The 20,502-nt window shown below is 72.5% G+C and carries 12 protein-coding genes; 7 read left to right on the top strand and 5 right to left on the bottom strand.

Annotation, left to right across the window (positions count from 1 at the left end):
- On the bottom strand, positions 1–180 hold a 180-nt coding region (locus AB0D46_RS36530), incomplete at its 3' end, for a carboxyl transferase domain-containing protein (protein ID WP_362884152.1).
- A 472-nt stretch (positions 181–652) separates the two neighbouring features.
- Here AB0D46_RS36530 and AB0D46_RS36525 point away from each other — a divergent pair.
- The 4 genes from AB0D46_RS36525 (at position 653) to AB0D46_RS36510 (ending at position 7,105) form a co-directional block, all read left to right on the top strand.
- Positions 653–3,559, top strand: a complete 2,907-nt coding sequence (locus tag AB0D46_RS36525) for an AAA family ATPase (protein ID WP_362884150.1) — start codon at positions 653–655, stop codon at positions 3,557–3,559.
- Positions 3,560–3,650: 91 nt separating this feature from the next.
- Entirely contained in the window at positions 3,651–4,457 is an 807-nt protein-coding gene (locus AB0D46_RS36520; protein WP_362884154.1) for a metallophosphoesterase, read from the top strand.
- Positions 4,454–5,269 (top strand): 4'-phosphopantetheinyl transferase superfamily protein, encoded by an 816-nt coding sequence (locus AB0D46_RS36515; protein WP_362884148.1) that lies wholly within the window; start codon positions 4,454–4,456, stop codon positions 5,267–5,269. Before AB0D46_RS36520 ends, AB0D46_RS36515 begins: the two co-directional genes overlap by 4 nt.
- 174 nt (positions 5,270–5,443) lie before the next feature.
- Positions 5,444–7,105 (top strand): NAD(P)/FAD-dependent oxidoreductase, encoded by a 1,662-nt coding sequence (locus tag AB0D46_RS36510; RefSeq protein WP_362884146.1) that lies wholly within the window; start codon positions 5,444–5,446, stop codon positions 7,103–7,105.
- A gap of 90 nt (positions 7,106–7,195) precedes the next feature.
- On the opposite strand, the gene AB0D46_RS36505 is transcribed toward AB0D46_RS36510, so the two are convergent.
- The 3 genes from AB0D46_RS36505 to AB0D46_RS36495 all read right to left on the bottom strand — a co-directional run bounded on the left by AB0D46_RS36505 (position 7,196) and on the right by AB0D46_RS36495 (position 10,210).
- Positions 7,196–8,605 (bottom strand): class I adenylate-forming enzyme family protein, encoded by a 1,410-nt coding sequence (locus AB0D46_RS36505; protein ID WP_362884145.1) that lies wholly within the window; start codon positions 8,603–8,605, stop codon positions 7,196–7,198.
- A gap of 151 nt (positions 8,606–8,756) precedes the next feature.
- Positions 8,757–9,401 (bottom strand): thioesterase domain-containing protein, encoded by a 645-nt coding sequence (locus AB0D46_RS36500; RefSeq protein ID WP_362884143.1) that lies wholly within the window; start codon positions 9,399–9,401, stop codon positions 8,757–8,759.
- An 80-nt stretch (positions 9,402–9,481) separates the two neighbouring features.
- Positions 9,482–10,210, bottom strand: coding sequence for a sugar phosphate nucleotidyltransferase (locus AB0D46_RS36495; protein ID WP_362884141.1), 729 nt, complete (start codon positions 10,208–10,210; stop codon positions 9,482–9,484).
- A gap of 316 nt (positions 10,211–10,526) precedes the next feature.
- Between AB0D46_RS36495 and AB0D46_RS36490 the strand changes: the two genes are divergently transcribed.
- The 3 genes from AB0D46_RS36490 (at position 10,527) to AB0D46_RS36480 (ending at position 13,608) form a co-directional block, all read left to right on the top strand.
- On the top strand, positions 10,527–11,546 hold the full coding sequence (locus AB0D46_RS36490) for an ABC transporter ATP-binding protein (protein WP_362884139.1): 1,020 nt from the start codon (positions 10,527–10,529) through the stop codon (positions 11,544–11,546).
- Positions 11,543–12,400 carry an ABC transporter permease gene (locus AB0D46_RS36485; protein ID WP_362884137.1) on the top strand — a complete coding sequence of 286 codons (858 nt, stop codon included), beginning with the start codon at positions 11,543–11,545 and terminating at the stop codon, positions 12,398–12,400. Before AB0D46_RS36490 ends, AB0D46_RS36485 begins: the two co-directional genes overlap by 4 nt.
- A gap of 266 nt (positions 12,401–12,666) precedes the next feature.
- Positions 12,667–13,608 carry an ACP S-malonyltransferase gene (locus AB0D46_RS36480; RefSeq protein WP_362884135.1) on the top strand — a complete coding sequence of 314 codons (942 nt, stop codon included), beginning with the start codon at positions 12,667–12,669 and terminating at the stop codon, positions 13,606–13,608.
- 105 nt (positions 13,609–13,713) lie between these two features.
- Here AB0D46_RS36480 and AB0D46_RS36475 read toward each other — a convergent pair.
- On the bottom strand, positions 13,714–20,502 hold a 6,789-nt coding region (locus tag AB0D46_RS36475), incomplete at its 5' end, for an SDR family NAD(P)-dependent oxidoreductase (RefSeq protein WP_362884133.1).

The raw sequence follows: 20,502 nt of genomic DNA, 5'->3' as shown, positions 1-20,502 counted from the left end.
CCGACGCAACTGCTCGACCTCCTTGAAGGACCCCTCGTCGAGCAGGAGCGCGATCCGCTCCCGGGCCGTCAGCTTGCCCTTGGCGTGCTGCGCCTGGGTCGCCCGATCGCTCGGCCCGCGCCGCGCCTCCTCACGGAGGTCCCGCAACTCGGCCACTTTCCCGGTGAGGTTCGTCGTCATGTGCCCTCTCGACCCCGGCCCCGCGAGGCGGTCGGCTCGTCTCTTCCGACGGGCCGCCAAAGGCCCGCGCCCCACCATTAAACGAGCGGGCACCGTGGCTCCTCCACCGTCTCCGACCCCTATTCTGCGCGCGCCGACCCCTAGAGCCGTAAAGGTTGAGCAATGAGTGTTTGAGGTTTTCTTGAGGTTCCCGATACGGCCACGGGCTTTTTCCCCGATTCACCTGAACCAACGGCCCCTTGGCTGCGTGTCATTCAAAACGGAGTCCAGCCGGAAGGCCGGTCGAGTGTTGCTAGAGTTTGATCGGACCTGCCGAACGGGAAGAACCGGCCTGCCGTTTGACCAACGGCGAGCGCAGAATTCCACGCGCTCCCCGGGCACCACTTCCCCGTGCGGGACTCCAAGGAATAGCCACGTCTTGCCACAGGACCGAGATGTGTCGCTCCGAATCTCAGGGGAGGCTTCTACAGCCATGCTGGTCGAGCGGGATGAACAGATCGCCAAGCTGACCGCCTGGGTGACCGGCGCCGCCCGGGCCCACACCGCCGCTCACGGCGCCGGCCACGCGGCCGCGCGCCGGGCAGTCCCCGACGACCCCTCCAGACCCTGCCGGATCGCCGTCATCAGCGGTCCGGTCGCCTCCGGCAAGACGGCACTGCTCCATCGCGTGCTGGAACCCACGGCCGAGGCGGGCATCCGCCTGCTCAGCGCCGTGACCTCCGTCTCCGAACGACACATACCCTTCGGCGTGGTGGAGGAGCTGCTGCGCGACACCCGCGAGGCGGCCGGCCCCCTCGCCCTCCACGGGCCGGTCGGCGCCGAGGAACTCGTCCCCGCGTCGACCCTCATGGCGGTCCACGCCCGCCTCGCCGGCCTCGCGGCGCACGGCCCCGTACTGATCGCCGTCGACGACGTGCAGTACGCGGACCCCCAGTCGTTGCAGTGCCTCCTCTACGCCATGGGCCGGGCGCGCGCCACGGCCGGGAACCTCGCGCTGGTCGTCACCTGCGGCCCCGACGCGGGAACGACCGCCTCGCACGTCCTGGACGAACTGCTCCGCCAGGTCGACGGCCTGCACCTGCGGCTCGGACCGCTCAGCGGTCGCGGGGTGGAAGCCCTCCTCGCCGGGCGGACCGGGCAAGCCGCCCCCGCGGGCGACGACGCGCCCGGAACCTCGCCCACCGCCCGCCTGGCCCTCTCCCTGCACAAGGCGACCGGCGGCAACCCGCTGCTGGTCCACAGCCTCCTCGACGACCGCGTCCACCGGCAGCGCGCCGCGGAACCGACCGACGGAGCGTTCCCCGCCGGGGAACAGTTCCTACAGAACGCGCTGATCTGCGTCCACCGGACCGGCGCCGAGGGCCTGCGGGTCGCCCAGGGCATCGCCCTGCTGGGCAGCTCGACCGCGCGAGCGCTGTTGGCCCGGCTCGTGGAGAGCGACGAGCGGACGGTGCAGCAGGTGGTGGCCGCCCTGGGCGACGCGGGCATCCTGGCGGGCGAACGGTTCCGGCACGGCGCGGTGCGCACGGCCGTACGGGAGAGCCTGCCCGACGACGCCCTGGTCCAGTTGCGCCGGCGGGCGGCCGGGCTGCTGTACGAAGCGGGGGCGGCCCCGATGGCCGTCGCCGCGCACCTGCTGGGCAACGGTGCGGCCGTCCCCGACGAGGAGTGGGTGCCGGGAGTGCTGAGCGCCGCCGCGCACACGGCGCTGGCCGCCCAGCGGGTCGAGTTCGCGGTGAGCTGCCTGCGGCTGGCGGAGGAGTGCTCGCGCGACGAGCGGGAACGACTGCGGCTGCGGGCCAGTACGGCCAAGTTCGTCTGGCGGGTGAACCCGTCGGCCTGGGCGCGGGAACTCCAGCCGCTGAACGCCGCGTTGCGCGAAGGAACGCTACCCGTCACCGATTCCCTGCGGCTGGTCGGCGACCTGTTGTGGAACGGCTGGGTCGATGACGCCTCGATCGCCATCGAACACGCCCTCGACGCCATGCCGAAGCCGTCCGATCCCCGACTGACCCGTCAACTGCACAACGTACGTACGCTGTTGGCCTCCACCTACCCCACGCTGGTGGACCGGCTGGACCACGCGCTCGGCCCGGCCGACCCGGCCTCCCCGGCGGAGTCCCCCGAGGACTGGGCGATGACCGGGATCCGGGTCCTGCAGGGCGTCCTGGGCGCCGGCAGCGGCCCGGGCCACCGCGAGCGGGCCGCCGTGGACGAGGAGCACGGCGAGACCGCCGAACGGATCCTGGCCGGCTCCCGGCTCACCGAGGACAGCCACGTCACCATCCGGGCCTGCCTGCTCACGCTGCTGTACTCGGAGCGGCTGGGCGAGGCCATCCTGTGGACGGACCGCCTGCTCGACGAGGCCTCCGAGCACGACGCCCCCGGCTGGACCGCCGTCATGCAGGCGATGCGCGCGCACATGGCGCTGCGCCGCGGCGAGCCGGACCTGGCCCGCCGGCTGGCGGCGGAGTCGATGCGACAACTCACCCCGCAGGGCTGGGGCGTGGGCATAGGCATGCCGTTGTCCGCCCTCATCGAGGCGCGGACCGCCCTGGGCGACCACGAGGCGGCGGCGGCCCTCGTGGACAACCACCCGGTACCGGAACAGATGCTCCTGACCAGGTACGGACTGCACTACCTCTACGCGCGTGGAGGTCACCGGCTCGCCACCGGCCGGCATCACGCCGCACTGACCGACTTCATGGCCTGCGGACGGCTGATGCGCGAGTGGGACATGGACCGGGAGGGGCTCGCGCCCTGGCGGGTCGGGATGGCGGAGGCCTCGCTGGCCCTCGGCAACCGCGACCAGGCGGAACAGTTCGCCCGGGAACAGCTCGCCCGGGAGGCCGGACCCCGGGTGCGCGGCATGGCGCTGCGCGTCCTGGCCGCCGCCCGACCGGCGGCCGATCGGCCCGTACTGCTGGAGCGGGCGGTGACGCTGCTCCAGGAGGAGGGCGACTCCCGCGAACTGGCCCGGGCGCTGACGGACCTGGGAACGGCGTACGAGCAGCTCGGCGACGCGGCCCAGGGGCGCAGCTGCACCCGCCGGGCCGGGCGGATCGCCGAGGTCCGCGGTGCGCGGGAGGACCTGTACCGCACCCAGCCCGTACTGCGCGTGCCGGCCCGGCCCGCGCCCGCACAGCTGCCGACCCCCGTACGCTCGCGGCCGAGCGCGACGGCACCCCTGACGGACGCCGAGCGACGGGTGGCGGCCCTGGCCGCGCACGGGTACACGAACCGCGAGATCGGGGCGAAGCTCTTCATCACCGTCAGTACGGTGGAACAGCACCTCACCCGCGTCTACCGCAAGATCAACATCACGCGCCGCCAAGACCTGCCGGTCAGTTGGGACCTCGATGTCGCACATACTGCCTGATCCCGCCGAGGAGACCGGTGGCCCGGGCGGACCCGCGTCCGCCGGTGCTCCCGGTCCCCGGTTGCTCGCGGTGAGCGACCTGCACATCGGGATGGCCGACAACCGGCCCATCACCGAATCGCTGCGCCCCACCCACCCCGACGACTGGCTGATCGTCGCCGGTGACGTCGGTGAACTGACCGAGGACATCGAGTGGGCGTTGCGCCTGCTGTCCGAACGCTTCGCCAAGGTGGTGTGGGCGCCGGGCAACCACGAACTGTGGACCCCGCGCGAGGACCCGGTCCAGGCGCGCGGAGAGAAGCGCTACCGGCACCTGGTCGAGATGTGCCGCGGGCTGGGCGTCGCCACGCCCGAGGACCCGTGGCCGTTGTGGGAGGGACCCGGCGGTCCGGTCGCCGTCGCCCCGCTGTTCCTGCTGTACGACTACACCTTCCGGGTGGCGGGGACCAGGACCAAGGAGGAGTCCCTGGCCCGGGCGCACGAGGCGGGCGTCGTCTGCACCGACGAGTACCTCCTGCACCCCGACCCGTACCCGACGCGCGACGACTGGTGCCGGGCGCGCGTCGCGCACACCCTGCGCCGGCTCGAAGCCCACGACCCGGCGGTGCCGCTGGTCCTGGTCAACCACTTCCCGCTGGTGCGCGAACCCACGGACGTGCTGTGGCACCCGGAGTTCGCCCAGTGGTGCGGCACCGTGCTCACCGCCGACTGGCACCGCAGGTTCCGCACGGCCGCCGTCGTCTACGGACACCTGCACATCCCCCGCACCACCTGGTACGACGGGGTGCGCTTCGAGGAGGTGTCCATCGGCTACCCGCGCGAGTGGCGCCGCCGGGGCCACCCCAAGGGTCTGCTGCGGCAGATCCTCCCGTACACCGCCGGGGAGGACGGGAAGTGATCGAGACCCTGCTGCCCGAAGGGGTGCGCGCGAGCGAGTCGTTCGGGCCGGACGGCTCCGCCGTGCTCCACCCCGAGGAGGCCGCCCTGGTGGCCGGCGCGACGCAGGAGCGGCGCGAGGAGTTCACCACCGTACGGGGCTGCGCCCGCCGGGCGCTGGCCGCCCTCGGGCTGCCCCCGACGCCGGTGCTGCCCGGCCGGCGCAACGTGCCGCAGTGGCCGGCGGGAGTGGTGGGCAGCATGACGCACTGCTCCGGCTACCGGGCCGCCGTCCTCGCCCGGGACACCGACCTGATGGCGGTGGGCATCGACGCGGAACCCGACCGGCCGTTGCCCCGGGGGGTGCTGGAATCGATCGCCCTGCCCCAGGAACTCGCCTGGGCCCGTACGGCCGGAGCGGGGCGGTACTGCCGGGACCGGCTCCTGTTCAGCGCCAAGGAGGCCGTGTACAAGACCTGGTACCCGCTGGTCGGCACCGAGTTGGACTTCGAGGACGCCGCCCTCTCCTTCCGCACGGACGACCGCGCCGACGACCGCGCCGACGACGACGGGGACTTCACCCCGGGCGCCCCCGGCACCGCGGGCGCCCCGGACGGCCTGCGGAGCGGCACGTTCCGGGCCCGTGTCCTGCGGCCGGGAACCGACCCGGACGGCCGGCCGGTGACCGCGTTCAACGGCCGCTGGCTCGCGCACCGCGGCCTGGTGGTGACGACGATCGCCGTCCCCGCCCACCGGATCGCGGCCACCGGGGGGACACCGGGGCGCGACACCCCGTACGGCGCCACCGGTGCGGCCGGGCAGTCGGGTCGGTAGGGGTTGTCCGGTTCGGGGCCCGCTGCGTAGCGTGCGAGGACCGGACCGACCGCGCACGGCGTACGGCGCGTGGATCCCTCCCGCCGAGACGGCCCCGTGCCGCGTCCCCGGCTGCGCCGGCTCGTGCCCGGTTCCCCTGGAAGCGATGTCGCACCGGCCCGAGAGGTTCTCCAGATGACATCAGCAAGCCCGGCTCCCACCACCATGCTCGTGCCGGACTTCCCGTTCTCCTACGACGGCTGGCTGGACCACCCGGCGGGCCTGGGCTCCCTGCCTCCCGGCCGCGCCGGCACACCGGTCGCCGTGGTGGGCGGCGGGATGGCCGGGCTGACCGCCGCCTACGAACTGATGCGGCTGGGCCTGCGCCCGGTCGTGTACGAGGTGGACCAACTCGGCGGCCGCATGCGGTCGGTGGCCTTCCCCGAGCAGCCGGACTGCGTGGCGGAGATGGGCGCGATGCGCTTCCCGCGATCGGCCCGTGCCCTGTTCCACTACATCGACCTGCTGGACCTGCGCACCAGCCCCTTCCCCAACCCGCTGGCGCCGCACACCCCGAGCACCCTGATCGACCTGGGCGGCGTACGTCACACCGTGCGGAGCGCCGAGCAACTCCCCGACATCTATCAGGAGGTGGCCACCGCCTGGGAGAAGTCCCTCCAGGAGCGGGCCGAGCTGGCCACCATGCGCGACGCCGTCCGGCGGCGCGACGTGGAGACCCTCAAGCACGTCTGGGGTCGGCTGGTGCGGGAGTTCGACGACCAGTCCTTCCACGGCTTCCTCGCGACCAGTTCGGCGTTCCGTTCGTTCCGGCACCGGGAGATATTCGGCCAGGTCGGCTTCGGCACCGGCGGTTGGGACACCGACTTCCCCAACTCGCTGCTGGAAATCCTGCGCGTGGTCTACACGGAGGCCGACGACCACCAGATGGCCGTCCTCGGCGGCTCCCAGCAGATTCCCCGCGGGCTGTGGGAGCACCGTCCCGAGCGGTGCGCGCACTGGCCGGCGGGCACCTCGCTGGCCTCCCTGCACGGCGGGAGCGCCCGGCCGGGGGTGCGGGCCGTGGAGCGCGACGGCCCGGGGTTCGCCGTCACCGACACCGGGGGCCGGCGGGACCGGTTCCCTGCGGTGGTGTACACCCCGCACGTGTGGACGTTGCTGAACCGGGTGGAGGCCGATCCGGCGCTGCTGAGCGCGCCGCTGTGGACGGCGGTGGAGCGGACCCACTACATGGGCTCGTCCAAGCTGTTCGTCCTCACCGACCGGCCGTTCTGGAAGGACCTGGACCCGGCCACCGGCCTGCCGGTGATGAGCATGACGCTCACCGACCGGATGCCGCGCGGCGTGTACCTCTTCGACGACGGCCCGGACCGGCCGGGCGTGATGTGCCTGTCGTACACCTGGAACGACGATTCGCTGAAGATGGCCACGCTGAGCCCGCGGCAGCGGCTCGACGCCCTGCTGGGGCAACTCGCGGCAATCTATCCGGGGTTGGACATCCGTTCGCACGTGCGGGGTGAGCCGCTCTCCGTCACCTGGGAGACCGAGCCGCACTTCATGGGCGCCTTCAAGGCGAACCTGCCCGGTCACTACCGCTACCAGCGGCGGCTGTTCACCCAGTTCATGCAGCGCGGGCTGCCCGCCGGGGACCGCGGTTTCTTCCTGTGCGGCGACGACGTGTCGTGGACCGGCGGGTTCGCGGAGGGTGCCGTGACCACGGCGCTGAACGCGGTGTGGGGCGTGGTGGACCACCTGGGCGGCTCGACGCACCCGGACAACCCCGGCCCCGGTGACCTCTTCGACGCGCTGGCTCCCGTCGAACTCCCCTACGACGACTGACCCGCGTCCGGTCCGCCGCGCGCGGGCCGGGTACGGACGAAGGCGCCCCCGCGCGAACGCGGGGGCGCCTTCACCGCGACGTCGGGTTCCTCACGCCTCGGCTGCGAGCACGGCGAGCGCCTTCTTGTCGGGCTTGCCGTTGCGGTTCAGCGGGAAGCGCTCCAACACCACCACCTTGTTGGGCTGTTCGTAGGCCGGTAGCAGGTCGCACAGCCGCTCCCGCCAGTGGGCGGCGTCCCGCAGCTCCTCGTCCTCGACGAAGAAGACGAGCTGGGAGCCGCGCAGTTCGTCGGGCAGCGGCACGATGCGGGTGGGGCAGCCCTCGGCGGACACCTTCCGCTCGATGAGTTCGGGGTAGAGGGTGTAACCCATGCGGTGGACGGCGAACTTGCGGCCCAGGACGTGCAGGTTGCCGCCGGCGTCGAGGTGACCGAGGTCTCCGGTGGCCTGCCAGCCGGTCGCGTGCGCCGGCACGACGGTGCCGTCCTCGGACACCTGCCCTTCGAGGGCGTCGGGGGTGTCGACCTCGATCTCGCCCGTCTCCCCCGCGGCCAGCTCGCGGCGGTCCTCGTCGACGATCCGGAGCCGGATGCCCTCCATGGCCCGGCCGCAGGCGACGGGGTTGTCGAGGGTGGCGAAGGAGATGTTGCCGAGTTCCGTGGAACCGTAGCTGTCGAGCAGCGGCAGTCCGAACTCGGTGCGGTACTGCTCGACCAGCGGGGCGTCGAGGGGGGCGGCGCCGACGCAGAACATGCGGACGTCGGCCAGGTGGCGGCGCAGCGAGGCCTTGCGGGTGACGAGGCTGAGGATGCTGCGGTAGCTGGAAGGGGTCGCGTCGATGACCGTCACCCCGGCGTCGCGGCCCATGCGCAGGGCGCGGTCCAGACGTCGGTAGGGGGCGATCACCAGCGAGCAGCGGGTGAGCCAGGCGATGAGCACCATCGACAGGCCGTACTGGTGGGCGAACGGCAGCAGCGGCATCAGTACGTCGTCGGGGCGGTGCCCGACCTGGTCGGCGTTGCGCCGCAGGTTGCGCAGGAACGAGGCGCCGGACTTCACGACGCCCTTGGGTGATCCGGTGGAGCCGGACGTCCACATGATGAGGCCGTCGGGCAGGTCGCCCCAGGCGTCGAAGGACAGGGCGGGTTCGGTGGGTTGGTGGTCGGCGACGGCGACCATCAGTTCGTAGAGGTGGACGGGGTCGGCGTCCGGGTAGATGGGGGTGTCGTCGTCGACGAAGGTGACCTTCACGCCGGTCCGTACGGCGATGCGGCGGGTCTCCTCCTGGTGTTCCTGCTGGTCGACGAGGACGATCGAGGCGCCGACGTGCATGAGCGCGTACAGGACGCACACGTAGCTCGCCGAGTTGCCGGCCTTGAGCATGACCCGGTCGCCGAGGCCGACACCCCGTTCGCGGATCGCGCCGGCCACCCGGAGGGCGTCCTGTTCGAACTCGTCGATGGTCCGTACCGAGTCGGCTGCACATATCTTCGCGGTCATCGGTCGCACAATGTCCTTCCTCTGGGCCGTTCCACGACCGGGCGGCGTGCGGTCCGCCGGGCCGGGGGACGGGCCCGTTCAGGGGGTGGATCGCGGGGTTCGCGAGCTTCACCAGGGATGGGAATTCGGTCGCTCACGCCACGGGCCCCGGTCAATGCGGGTCCGCTTCGCCGAGCGAGATCAGCTGGTCGTGCACGATGTTGACCACCTCCCTGCGGTACGTCCTCAGGTATCCCTGGGCTCCGGGGAAGACCTCCAGGTCGAACCCGCCGGAGGTGCTGCGCCGCCACGATCCGACGGCGGCGGGTGTGGCACGCGGATCGTGACGGGCCGCCAGGGCAACAACACGACAGTCGAGTTGGGGTGGTCCGAGGCTGCCGCGGTGGCCTGGTGCGGTCCGTCCGGAGACGAACAGGGTCAGGGGCGCCGTGTACGTCTCCCGTTCGAGCCGGCAGCCGACGGCGTAGGCGAGTTCGGCTCCCAGGCGGTGTCCGAACAGGGCGAACGGGCGATCGGCCCAGCCCCGTACGGCTTCGAAGACCTTGTCGGCGAGTACGGAACCCGCCTCCGGGTCGAGGTCCTCCTCGGAGATCGAGGAGGGGTACTGGACGATGAGCAGTTCCACGGTGGGCAGGAGTAACTCGGCCATCGCCAGGTAGCACAGCGGCGAGTTCCGTGAGCTCGGGAAGCAGATCATCCGGTAGCTGCTGTGGGCGGCGGGCTGCCGGATCTGGATCAGGCTGACCTCGTCGGGGGTGGTCTCCCCGGCGGGGGGCCGGCTGTGCTCATGGGTCATGCTCCCTGAAACTCCGCATCGGGTGGTGCCTGACGACTCGTGGTCGGGCATACGATCGGCGCCTCCCGTGCGGAGGGCCTTCATGAACGGGTCTGCGGCCTGCCGTGATCGACGGCGGTGTCGGTGACCGTGACAGTGGCCCCGGCGGTGGGCGGGAAGGCGGCCTCGGCGGCGGTCGGGGCGCCCGCCGGGGTGGTGTCCGTGGCGGCGGAGGTGGGTGTGGCCGCGGCGGCGGTCGCGCCGGTGACGACCTCCAGCCCTTGGTCGGCCAGTCGGCGCAGGACATCGGCGAACCCGGCCCCACCGGGACCGGACGTGCCGGGTTCACCGGCTCCGTCGTCGCCCGGGGGCGTCGCGTCCTCGACGGCCCGGTGGACCGCTTCCGTGAAGAAGTACACCCCGGGGTGGTCCGGAACCGCCTGCGCGGCCGGGCGGTCGGTGCGGAACCGTTCCAGTTGGTCGCCGATCCCGCCCGGGACGAAGGTGTCGCCCGGGTACGTCACGAAGTCGTCCTCGCCCAACCAGTCCCGCGCGCAGCGCAGGGACTGGGCCGGGCCCGGTGACCGGAGCTGGGGCAGGTAGGTGACGCTGACGCCGAAGCGGGCGCCGTCGCCGACGGCCGCCCGGATCTCGTCGGCGCCCTCGCCGAGGACGATGCCGACGTCGAGGATGCCCGTCTCGGCGATGCCTTCCAGGACGTCGAAGAGGACGGGCCTGCCGGTGGCGGGCGCGGGGGGCCCGGCGGCGGGGGCGGAGGACCGGGTGCGTGGACGGGTGCCGGATCCCCCCGACAGGACGAGTGCTTTCACGGGGTCTCCTCGCGGAAATGTTTGGGGCGATCGGAGAGGATCCGGCGCGGTCACGCGGTAACGCTGCGAGAATATTTCCCGGCGGCGATATTCGATCACCCCTATTCCCCCCTAACCGTTTCCCCATTGCCCCTAGGCCCGTTCAGGGTCGGGTCACCCCGTGACCCCGCATGCTAGACAGGAAGCCATCACTTCCGTGTCCTATTCAGTCGGCGCCCGACGCGCGTCCGGTCACGCGATATCCTTCCCCGCGGACCTCGGCCGCCGTCGTCGCGTCCCACTCGATTCGCAGGCATAAATGAAACCTGAACGATCCGTGGAATCCACTGTCGTGGTCGACGGACTTGTCAAGAAGTACCGGGACCGTGACCGGCCGGCGGTGGACGACCTGAGTTTCTCGGTCCGCCGGGGTGAGGTCTTCGGGTTCCTCGGTCCCAACGGAGCCGGCAAGACGACGACCATCGGCATCCTCACCACCCGCGTGGCCCCCACGGCCGGGCGGGCGTTCGTGCAGGGCGTCGACGTCGTGGCCCATCCCGCCCAGGCCCGGCGGGCCTTCGCCGTCGTGCCGCAGCGCAACAACCTCGACCAGTCGCTCACCCTGCGCCAGAACCTGACCTTCCACGCCGGCTACCACGGCATGGGCCGGGCGGACCGGCGCCGGCTCGCCGACGAGTGCCTGGACTGGGTGGGGCTCGCCGACCGCGGCAAGGACCGCGGCGACCAGCTCTCCGGCGGCCAGGCCCAACGCGTGATGATCGCCCGGGCCCTGATGCACCGCCCCGACGTGCTGTTCCTGGACGAGCCCGCCAACGGACTCGACCCGCAGGCCCGCCGCTTCATCCACGAACGCGTCGCCGAGCTGAGCGGGCGCGGTGTGACCACCGTGCTCACCACGCACGACATGGACGAGGCCGCCCGCCTGTGCGACCGCGTCGGAATCGTGGACCACGGGCGGCTGCTCGCCCTGGACACCCCGCAGGCGCTCATGGAGAACCTGAGCGGTACCGCCTGCACCCTCACGGTACGACCGGCGGAGGGCGGCGGCGCCGAGGTCATCCGGCTGCTGGAGAAGATCGAGGTGGTGACGCGTGTCGAGAACGTGGAGCCGCCCCGCGAGGACGCCCCGGCGGACGGCGCGGCGGACCACCGTCCGCCGGTCGACGCGGACGCGCCCGTACGGCTCCGGCTCTACAGCGACGCGCCGACCGGCACGCTGCTCCCGGCCGCCATCACCACCCTCTCGGCGGCGAACTGCGACATCAAGGACATCAAAGTGGGCACCGCGACACTGGAGGACGTCTTCATCGCGCTGACCGGCCGGGAGCTGCGATGAGCACCACCACCACCGCCCCCGCGCCCGATCCGGTCGCCGACTTCCCGCGCGAGCTGCGGCCCGCGCCGACCGGCGTCCGCTCGGTGACCCGTACGTTCTTCTTCATCCTGTGGCGGGACGTGTTCGTCACCGGACGCGAACTGGGCACGTTCCTCGCCCAGGTGCTCGTCGAGCCGTTCTTCATCCTGTTCGTCTTCGGCAAGGTCCTCGGCGAACTCGGTTACACCGGGGGCGACTTCCAGCAGGTCCTGTTGCCGGGCGTGGTGGCGCTCAACGCCTTCCTGGTGAGCCTGCAGAACACGGCGCTCCCGCTGATCATCGACTTCTCCTGGAGCAAGGAGATCGAGGACCGCCTCCTGGCCCCGATCCCGATCACCCTGGTGGCCATCGAGAAGCTGGTCTTCGGCATGCTGCGCGGCATCATCGCCTCGCTGCTGATGATCCCGATGGGCTTCCTGGTCCTCGACCACGCGTCGTGGCCGATGGAGAGTTTCCCGGCCACGCTGGGCGTCCTGCTGATGGGTGCGCTGGCCGGCAGCACGGTGGGCCTGACCATCGGCACGCTGGCCCCGGCGCGGCACATCAGCATCGTGTTCGCGGTGACGCTGACCCCGCTGATGTTCACGGGCTGCACGCAGTTCCCGTGGCACGGACTGGCGGACGTCCGCTGGTTCCAGGTGCTGTGCGCCTTCAACCCGCTGACGTACGTCAGCGAGGGGATCCGCGCGCTGCTGCTGCCGCCCGGAGGGCCCGGATCGATCCCGCTGTGGGTGGACGTGTCGGCGCTGACCGCCGCGATCCTGATCTTCGGGGCGATCGGCATCAAGGGCTTCCACCGCAGGGCCCAGGACTGACCCCGTACCCCTCCCCTCCGGCCTCGTGCCCGGACCGGCGCAGCCGCGCCCGCCCGGGTGCGAGGTCTTTTTCTCGACCCGCACATTCCTCCCGGAAGCAAAGGTATTCACGGCTCATGACTCGTCCCGCCGCGATTCACGACGCAACTCACGACGCGACGCACGACACGATTCCCGCCCCCGAAACGACGGATGCCGCCACCGCGGAATCACCCGCGGTCGCATCGGCCGGTTCCCGGACCGGGACCGCGATCGTTTTTCCCGGAATGGGTCCCGCGTCGTTCGCGGAGGTCGGCAAGTTCCTGATGCTCGACCCGTACGCCCGGGTTCGGCTCGCGGAGGCCGACGAGGCACTCGGCTATTCGGTGTTCGACCGTTTCCGGGACGCCGAGGAGGATTACTCGATCGATTTCCAGATCGCGTTCCTGGTGAACTCGATAGCGTTGGCGGACCGGGCCGTGGACGCGCTCGGGGTCACCCCCACCGTGTGCGCGGGGCCCAGCTTCGGTCAGAAGGCCACGGCCGCGTTCGTGGGTTCGCTGTCCTTCACCGAGGTCGTCCGGCTGACCGCGGAACTGGCCCGCTGCGAGGAGGAGTACTTCGCCGACGCCTACGAGGACGTCGTCACGCACTGCTTCGTCCGTACGCCGCAGGACCGGTTGGACGAGATGCTGGCCGGGTTCGACGACCGGGGCGCCTGGTACGACTCCTCCGGCCGGCTCGACGCCGGTTTCCACATGCTGTCCGTGCGCGAGAAGGACCTGGACGCCCTGACGGCGGGCATCAGCGCGGCCGGCGGCTACTCCATGTACTCGATGCGGCCGCCGGTGCACGCCGCGGCGTTCTCCGCGCTGCGCCGCAAGGCCGAGGAGGAGGTCTTCGGCGCGTACGAGTTCGCCGACCCGTCGATGCCCGTCGTCGTCGACCACGACGGCAGTGTCGTGCGGGACGCCGCCGGGATGCGCACGATGATGCTGGACACCTTCGACCGGCCGATCCACTGGCCGGTCATGGTGGAGTCGCTGAAGGGCCTCGGGGTGGGCACCCTGTACGTGACCGGCCCCGACAACCTGTTCCACCGTCTCGACGTCACCAAGGACAACTTCGAGGTCGTCGCCATGGGCCTGCCGAAGAAGCGGGTCCGGGAACGCGAGCGGGCCGCCGCCCTCGACCGGTCCCGCGCGGCGCGCGTGCGACGCGGCGCCTGAGCCACCGGCCCCCGTACGGGGAAGGGCCCCACCCCCGCGGGGGTGGGGCCCTTCGTTGCTGTCAACGACCGTGCGGCCGGGCCCGGTTCGGCGGGCCCGGCGCACTCAGCGCGTGCCGTCCAACCACGCCTCGACGACTTCGGCCGTCGCCTGTGCGTGCTGCTCCATCATGGTGAAGTGGTTGCCGGGAGCGTCCACCACGGTGTGCTCCAGGTCCCAGTAGGAACGCCAGTCGCCGTCCGTGGCACGGTGCCAGTCGAAGAACTGCTCCTGCGCCCGGACCAGCAGCGTCGGAGATTTCACCGTCTCCGGCTTCCAGCCCCCGAAGAGCCGGAAGTAGGCGCCCATCGCCAGCAATCGGTTGTCGTCGACGGGGACGTAGCTGCCCTGGCGCTCGTCGACGCCCTCCGACAGCCCCGGCTGGATGCCGAGGATGGCGTCGTCGTCGTGCGAGTAGATGTCGACCAGCACCACGGCCTCGGGGAAGACTCCGGCGGCCTCCAGCCGGCCGGCCACCGCGTGGGCCAGCATGCCGCCCGAGGAGTGCCCGAGCAGCACGAACGGGGAACCGCCTGTGTGCGCCAGTACGGCCTCGGCCTGCGCCTCGATGACCGCGTCGACGGTCGAGGGCAGTTGCTCGCCGCGCAGGAAGCCGGGGGCCGCCATGGCGTGCACGTCCCGCCGGCCGCGGAAGCCGGACGCGAACCGGGCGTACTGGTGCGGACCGGAGATCGACAGGATCGACGAGAAGCAGACCAGTCCGGGTCCGTCCTGCCCCCGGGCGAGCCGCACGAGGGCGGGTGCCTTGCGCAGCTCGGCGGCCGACGCGAACGACGGCCGGAACCGCGACGCCTGCATGAGCAGTTCCATGAACGGCCCGGACTCGCCCTGCGTGCCCGCTTCCTGGAGCATCGCGCCGAACATGCCGGCGTCGGCGTCCTCTCCGCCTTGCCCCGCCGTACGGCCCGTACCGGCCGCGACGCCCGGGCCCGCGGCGAGTTCGCTCCGCAGCAACTGGGCGACGAGGAGCGGCGTCGGGTGGTCGAAGAGCAGGGTCGCGGGCAGTCGCAGGCCCGTCGCGGCGTTCAGCTGGTTGCGCAGTTCGACGGCGGTCAGCGAGTCCAGGCCGAGCTCCAGGAACCCCTGGGACTCCCCCACCGCGTCGGGCGACGGGTAGGCGAGGACCGCGGCCGCCTGGGCCCGCACCAGGTCGAGCAGCACCCGCTCCTGCTCCTCCGGTGACAGCGCCGACAGGCCCGCGAGGCGCTGCGCGGCGGCGGACGCCGCTGCGGAGCCCGCGCCGTGGCCGGCGGCCCTGCGCAGTCCGCCGCGCACCAGCCCCCGGAAGACGGCCGGGAGGGCTCCGGCGTCCGCCTGGGCCCGCAGCGGGCCCGTGTCCAGCCGGATCGCGACGAAGACACTGCCGCCGGTCAAGCCGCACGCCGTGTCGAACAGGGCCAGGCCCTCCTCGGAGGACAGCGGGGCCAGGCCGGCGCGCGCCATCCGCTGGACGTCGGCGTCCGTGAGCTCGCCGGTCATCTCACTGCGCTGCTCCCACAGGCCCCAGGCCAGCGACACGGCGGGCAGTCCCGCCGCACGCCGACTGCGTGCCAGGCCGTCGAGGAAGGCGTTGGCCGCCGCGTAGTTGGCCTGTCCGGGGCTGCCGAGGGTGCCGGCCGCCGAGGAGAACAGGACGAACGCGGCGAGGTCCAGGTCCCGGGTCAGCTCGTGCAGGTGGAGGGCCGCGTCGACCTTGGGCCGCAGGACCGAGTCGATCCGCTCGCCGGTCAGCGACGGTACGAGTCCGTCGTCGAGGTGGCCCGCCGTGTGGATGACGGCGGTGAGCGGGTGCTCGGCGGGTATGCCGGCCAGCAACTCGCTCAGCGCCCGCCGGTCGGACGCGTCGCAGGCGACGACGGCCGCCTCGGCGCCCAGCGCGGCGAGTTCCGCGACCAGCTCGGCGGCGCCGGCCGCGGCGGGGCCGCGCCGGCTGGTGAGGAGCAACCGCCGCACGCCCCGCCCGGTCACCAGGTGTCGGGCCAGCAGGCTGCCGAGGACGCCGGTGCCTCCGGTGATGAGGACGGTGCCGTCCGGGTCCCACGCGGGGAGCTCCGTACGGTCCGCCGTGTCCTCGACGGTCTCCTCCACCTCGGTCCGGTCGACGGGGACCCGGGCCAGCCTCGCGGCGTGCAGGACTCCGTCACGGACGGCGAGTTGGGGTTCCCCGCTCCCGACGGCGACGGCGAGCAGCGCGGCGAGCTCCGCCGGCACGGCGCCGGGGGCCCCGCCCGTGGTGTCCGCGTGGAGGTCGAGCAGCAGGAACCGGCCGGGGTTCTCCGACTGGGCGGACCGCAGCAGCCCCCACAGCGAGGCGTGCGCCAGGTCCGGCACGCCCTCACCGGGCCGTACCTCGACCGCTCCGCGGGTGACCAGCACCAGCCGGGCCTCGGCGAACGCCTCGTCGGTCAGCCAGGTCTGTACGAACTCCAGGGCCTGGCGGGTGGCCTGCCGGGCGGCCTCGGCCGTGTCCGAATCGGACGGCCTACCGGGCGCGGCGTACGTGACCAGCACGGTGTCCGGTACCGGCTTGCCCGCGGCCACCACGCCGGAGAGGACGTCCAGGTCCCCGTACACGTCGGCGGTGATGCCGGCGGCCCGCAGGGTGTCTTCCAGTCCGAGGGGGTCGTTTCCGACCAGCGCCCAACGTCCGTCGGTGCGAGCGGGGTTGCCGGTGAGAGCGGGCCACTCCAGTTGGAAGAGCGACTCGTGGAACGCGGGCCGGTTCGACCGCAGTCGGGCCGGGTCGAGCGTCCTCAGCAGCAGCGACTCCACCGACACGACCGGCCGGCCGTCCCCGTCGAAGGCCGCGAGGGACACGCCGCCCGAACCGGTGGGGGTCAGCCGTACCCGCAGCGCGTCCGCGCCCACGGCGTGCAGACCGACGCCCGTGAAGGCGAACGGCACCCGCATGCGGGCTTCCCCGGCCGGCTCCTCGCCGTCGTCGGCGGTGAGGAAGGACCCCAGGGCGAGGCCGTGCAGCCCCGCGTCGAGGAGCGCCGGGTGCACGCCGAAGTGGGCGGCGTCGGCCTGCGGGCCTTCGGCCAGGGCGAGTTCGGCGAACAGTTCGTCGCCGTGCCGCCAGGCGGTCCGCAGGTTGCGGAAGGCCGGCCCGTACGCGTAGCCGCCGGCGGCGAACAGCTCGTACAGGTCGCTCACTTCGAGCTCCTCGGCGCCTGCGGGAGGCCAGGCCTCCAGCGCGGCCGGGGCCTGCGGGGCGGTCCGACCGTCCGCCGAGCCGAGCACACCCGCGGCGTGCCGCGTCCACGGCTCGTCCAGGCCGCGCACGTCCTCCTCGTCCCGGGACTCCGGACGCGAGTGCACGTGCAGCGCCCGCCGGCCGTCCGCGTCGGGCGCGGCGACCGTGAGGCGGAGTTGGAGCGCCCCTTGTTCGGGGAGCACCAGCGGTGATTCCAGGGTCAGTTCCTCCAGGAAGGCGGAGCCGGCCCGCCGTGCCGCGTGCAGCCCGAGCTCCACGAAGGCGGTCCCGGGCAGCAGTACGGCGTCCGCGGCCCGGTGGTCGGCCAGCCAGGGATGCGTACGCAGGGACAGCCGACCGGCGAACAGGAACCCGTCCGAGTCGGGCAGCTCGACGGCCGCACCGAGCAACGGGTGCTGGGCCGCGCCGAGCCCGGCGGAGGCGACGTCGCCGACGGCGGACACCGGCACGTCGATCCAGTACCGGTCGCGCTGGAAGGCGTAGGTCGGCAGGTCGACGCGCCGGGCGCCCGTGTTCGCGAACACGGCGTCCCAGTCGACGGCCACACCCCGCACGTACGCCTCACCGAGCGACAACCAGAAGCGCTCCAAGCCACCCTCGTTGCGGCGCAGGGAGCCCAGGACGGCCGCCTCGCGGCCCGCGTCCTCCACGGTCTCCTGCATCCCGACGGTCAGGACGGGGTGGGGGCTCGACTCGATGAACACGCCGAAACCCTGGTTCAGGAGGGTGCGGGTGGCTTCCTCCAGCTCCACGGTCCGCCGCAGGTTGCGGAACCAGTAACCCGCGTCCAGCTCGGGCCCATTGACCCACTCACCCGTCACGGTCGACAGGAACGGCACCCGCGCGGCCTGCGGAACGATCGGAGCGAGCAACTCGCCCAGTTCGTCCTTCAGCAGGTCGACCTGGGCGGAGTGCGAGGCGTAGTCCACCGCGATCCGCTTCGCACGGATGCCGTCGGCCTCGCAGGCGGCGAGGAGTTCTTCCAGGGCCTCGACCTCACCGGAAACGACCACCGAGGACGGGCCGTTGACAGCGGCGACGGAAATCCGCGCCTCGCCCCACGTGGCGATCCGCTCACGCACCTCGACAGCGGACAGGGGCACGGAGACCATGCCACCCAAACCGGCCAGCACCCGACCGATCGCCTGACTGCGCAGGGCAACCACCCGGGCCGCATCCTCCAGCGACAGGATCCCCGCCACACACGCGGCGGCGATCTCACCCTGCGAATGACCGATCACCGCACCCGGACGCACACCCGCCGCCCGCCACACCTCGGCCAACGACACCATGACGGAGAAAAGGGCCGGCTGGACCACGTCCACCCGATCGAACGACGGCGCGCCCTCCACACCCCGCAACACATCGGTCAACGACCAGTCCGTGAACGGCTCCAACGCCTTGGCGCACGCGTCGATCCGCGCCGCGAACACGACGGAGGAGTCCAGGAGGCCCGCCGCCATGCCCACCCACTGCGAACCCTGGCCGGGGAAGACGAACGTCGTCTTGCCGTTGCTCGCGGCGCCGCGGGCGAGGCCCGCTGCCGCGGTCTCGTCCCTGAGGGCGGTCAGGCCGCGCAGCAGCTCGCCGCGGTCGCCGGCCACGACCACCGCCCGGTGGTCGAAGGCGGCCCGGGTGGTGGCCAGGGAGTGGGCCACATCGACGGCCCTGAGGTCGTCCGCGCCCTCCAGGTGGTCCAGGAGACGTGCGGCCTGACCGAGGAGCGCGTCCGCCGACTTCGCGGAGAGTACGTACGGCAGCGCCGTAGGGGCCGTGTCGGTCGGGGTGGCGGGCCCGGGGGTGTCCTCGTCCGGAGCCTGCTCGATGATGGTGTGCGCGTTGGTGCCGCTGATGCCGAACGAGGACACGGCGGCCCGGCGCGGTCGGCCCGTCTCCGGCCAGGGGGTGGCCGATTCGAGGAGCGAGACCGCTCCTGCCGACCAGTCGACGTGCGGGGTGGGCTCGTCGACGTGCAGGGACTTGGGCAGGACACCGTGCCGTATCGCCTGGACCATCTTGATGATGCCCGCGACGCCGGCGGCGGCCTGCGTGTGCCCCACGTTGGACTTGATCGAGCCGAGCCAGAGCGGCTGCTCGTCCGTGTGCTCCTGGCCGTACGTGGCCAGCAACGCCTGGGCTTCGATCGGGTCGCCGAGGGTGGTGCCGGTGCCATGGGCCTCGACGACGTCGACCTCCGCCGCGGACAGCCCCGCGTTGGCCAGGGCCTGGCGGATGACGCGCTGCTGGGACGGGCCGTTCGGGGCGGTCAGGCCGTTGGAAGCACCGTCCTGGTTGACGGCGGATCCGCGGACGACCGCGAGGACGGGATGGCCCTTGGCCCGGGCGTCCGAGAGTCGCTCCACGAGGAGCATGCCGACGCCCTCGCCCCAGGCCGTGCCGTCGGCCGCCGCCGCGAACGGCTTGCAGCGGCCGTCCGTCGCGAGTCCGCGCTGGACGCTGAAGGCGATGAACGTCCCAGGGGTGGCCATCACCGCGACGCCGCCGGCGAGCGCGAGGTCGCATTCGCCACTGCGCAGGGCCTGCACGGCCAGGTGCAGCGTGACCAGGGAGGAGGAGCAGGCGGTGTCGACGGTGACGGCGGGGCCTTCGAGGCCGAAGGTGTAGGAGACGCGGCCCGAGGCGACACTGCCCGAGCTGGAGGTCCCCATGTACCCCTCCAGGCCCTCGGGGGCCCGGTGGAGAAGGGTGCCGTAGTCGTTGTACATCACACCGGCGAAGACACCGGTGCGGCTGCCGCGCATCGACGCCGGGTCGATGCCGGCCCGCTCGAACGCCTCCCACGACGTCTCCAGCAGCAGACGCTGCTGCGGGTCGGTGGCCAGGGCCTCGCGCGGCGAGATCCCGAAGAACGTCGGATCGAAGTGGTGCGCGTCGTGCAGGAAGCCACCGGTCGGGCTGTAGTCGGCGCCCGGCCGGGTGGGGTCGAGCAGTCCCGAGAGGTCCCAGCCGCGGTCGTCGGGCATGTCGGAGATGGCGTCGCGGCCGTCCGCGACGAGTCCCCACAGTTCCTCGGGCGAGGTCACCCCACCGGGGAAGCGGCAGGCCATCGCGACGATGGCGATCGGCTCGTCATCGTGCGCGGAGGCCATGAGCGGGGCCGCTGCCGCCGCCTCCTGGCTGCCGAGGAGCTCGGCGTGCAGGTACTCCGCCAGGACGGTGGGCGTCGGATAGTCGAAGACCAGCGTGGCGGGCAGACGTACGCCGGTGGCGGCGCCGAGCCGGTTGCGGAGCTCGACGGCCGTCAGCGAATCGAAGCCGACCTCGCTGAACGACCGCGCCGGGTCGACCGCCTCCGGACCGGCGAAGCCGAGAACGGCTGCCACCTGGCCGCGTACCAGCTCCATCACGGCGCCCGGCTGTTGGTCCTGCGGCAGCGCGGCGACCAGTCGGGCGAACGCGCCACCGGAGGCCGTACCGCCCCGGGCCGCACGGCGCGATGGCGTGCGGACGAGGCCGGAGAGCAACGGCGGCAGCATCCCGCCACCGGCTGCGGAGCGCAGGGCGGCCAGGTCCAGCTTGACCGGCACCAGCAGCGGCTGCCCGGAGGCCGGCGCGGCGTCGAACAGCGCCAGTCCCTCGGCGGCGGTGAGCGCGTC

Source organism: Streptomyces sp. NPDC048383 (genome assembly GCF_040651775.1).
Classification (GTDB): Bacteria; Actinomycetota; Actinomycetes; order Streptomycetales; family Streptomycetaceae; genus Streptomyces.
This window is presented reverse-complemented; position numbering and strand designations above follow the sequence as displayed.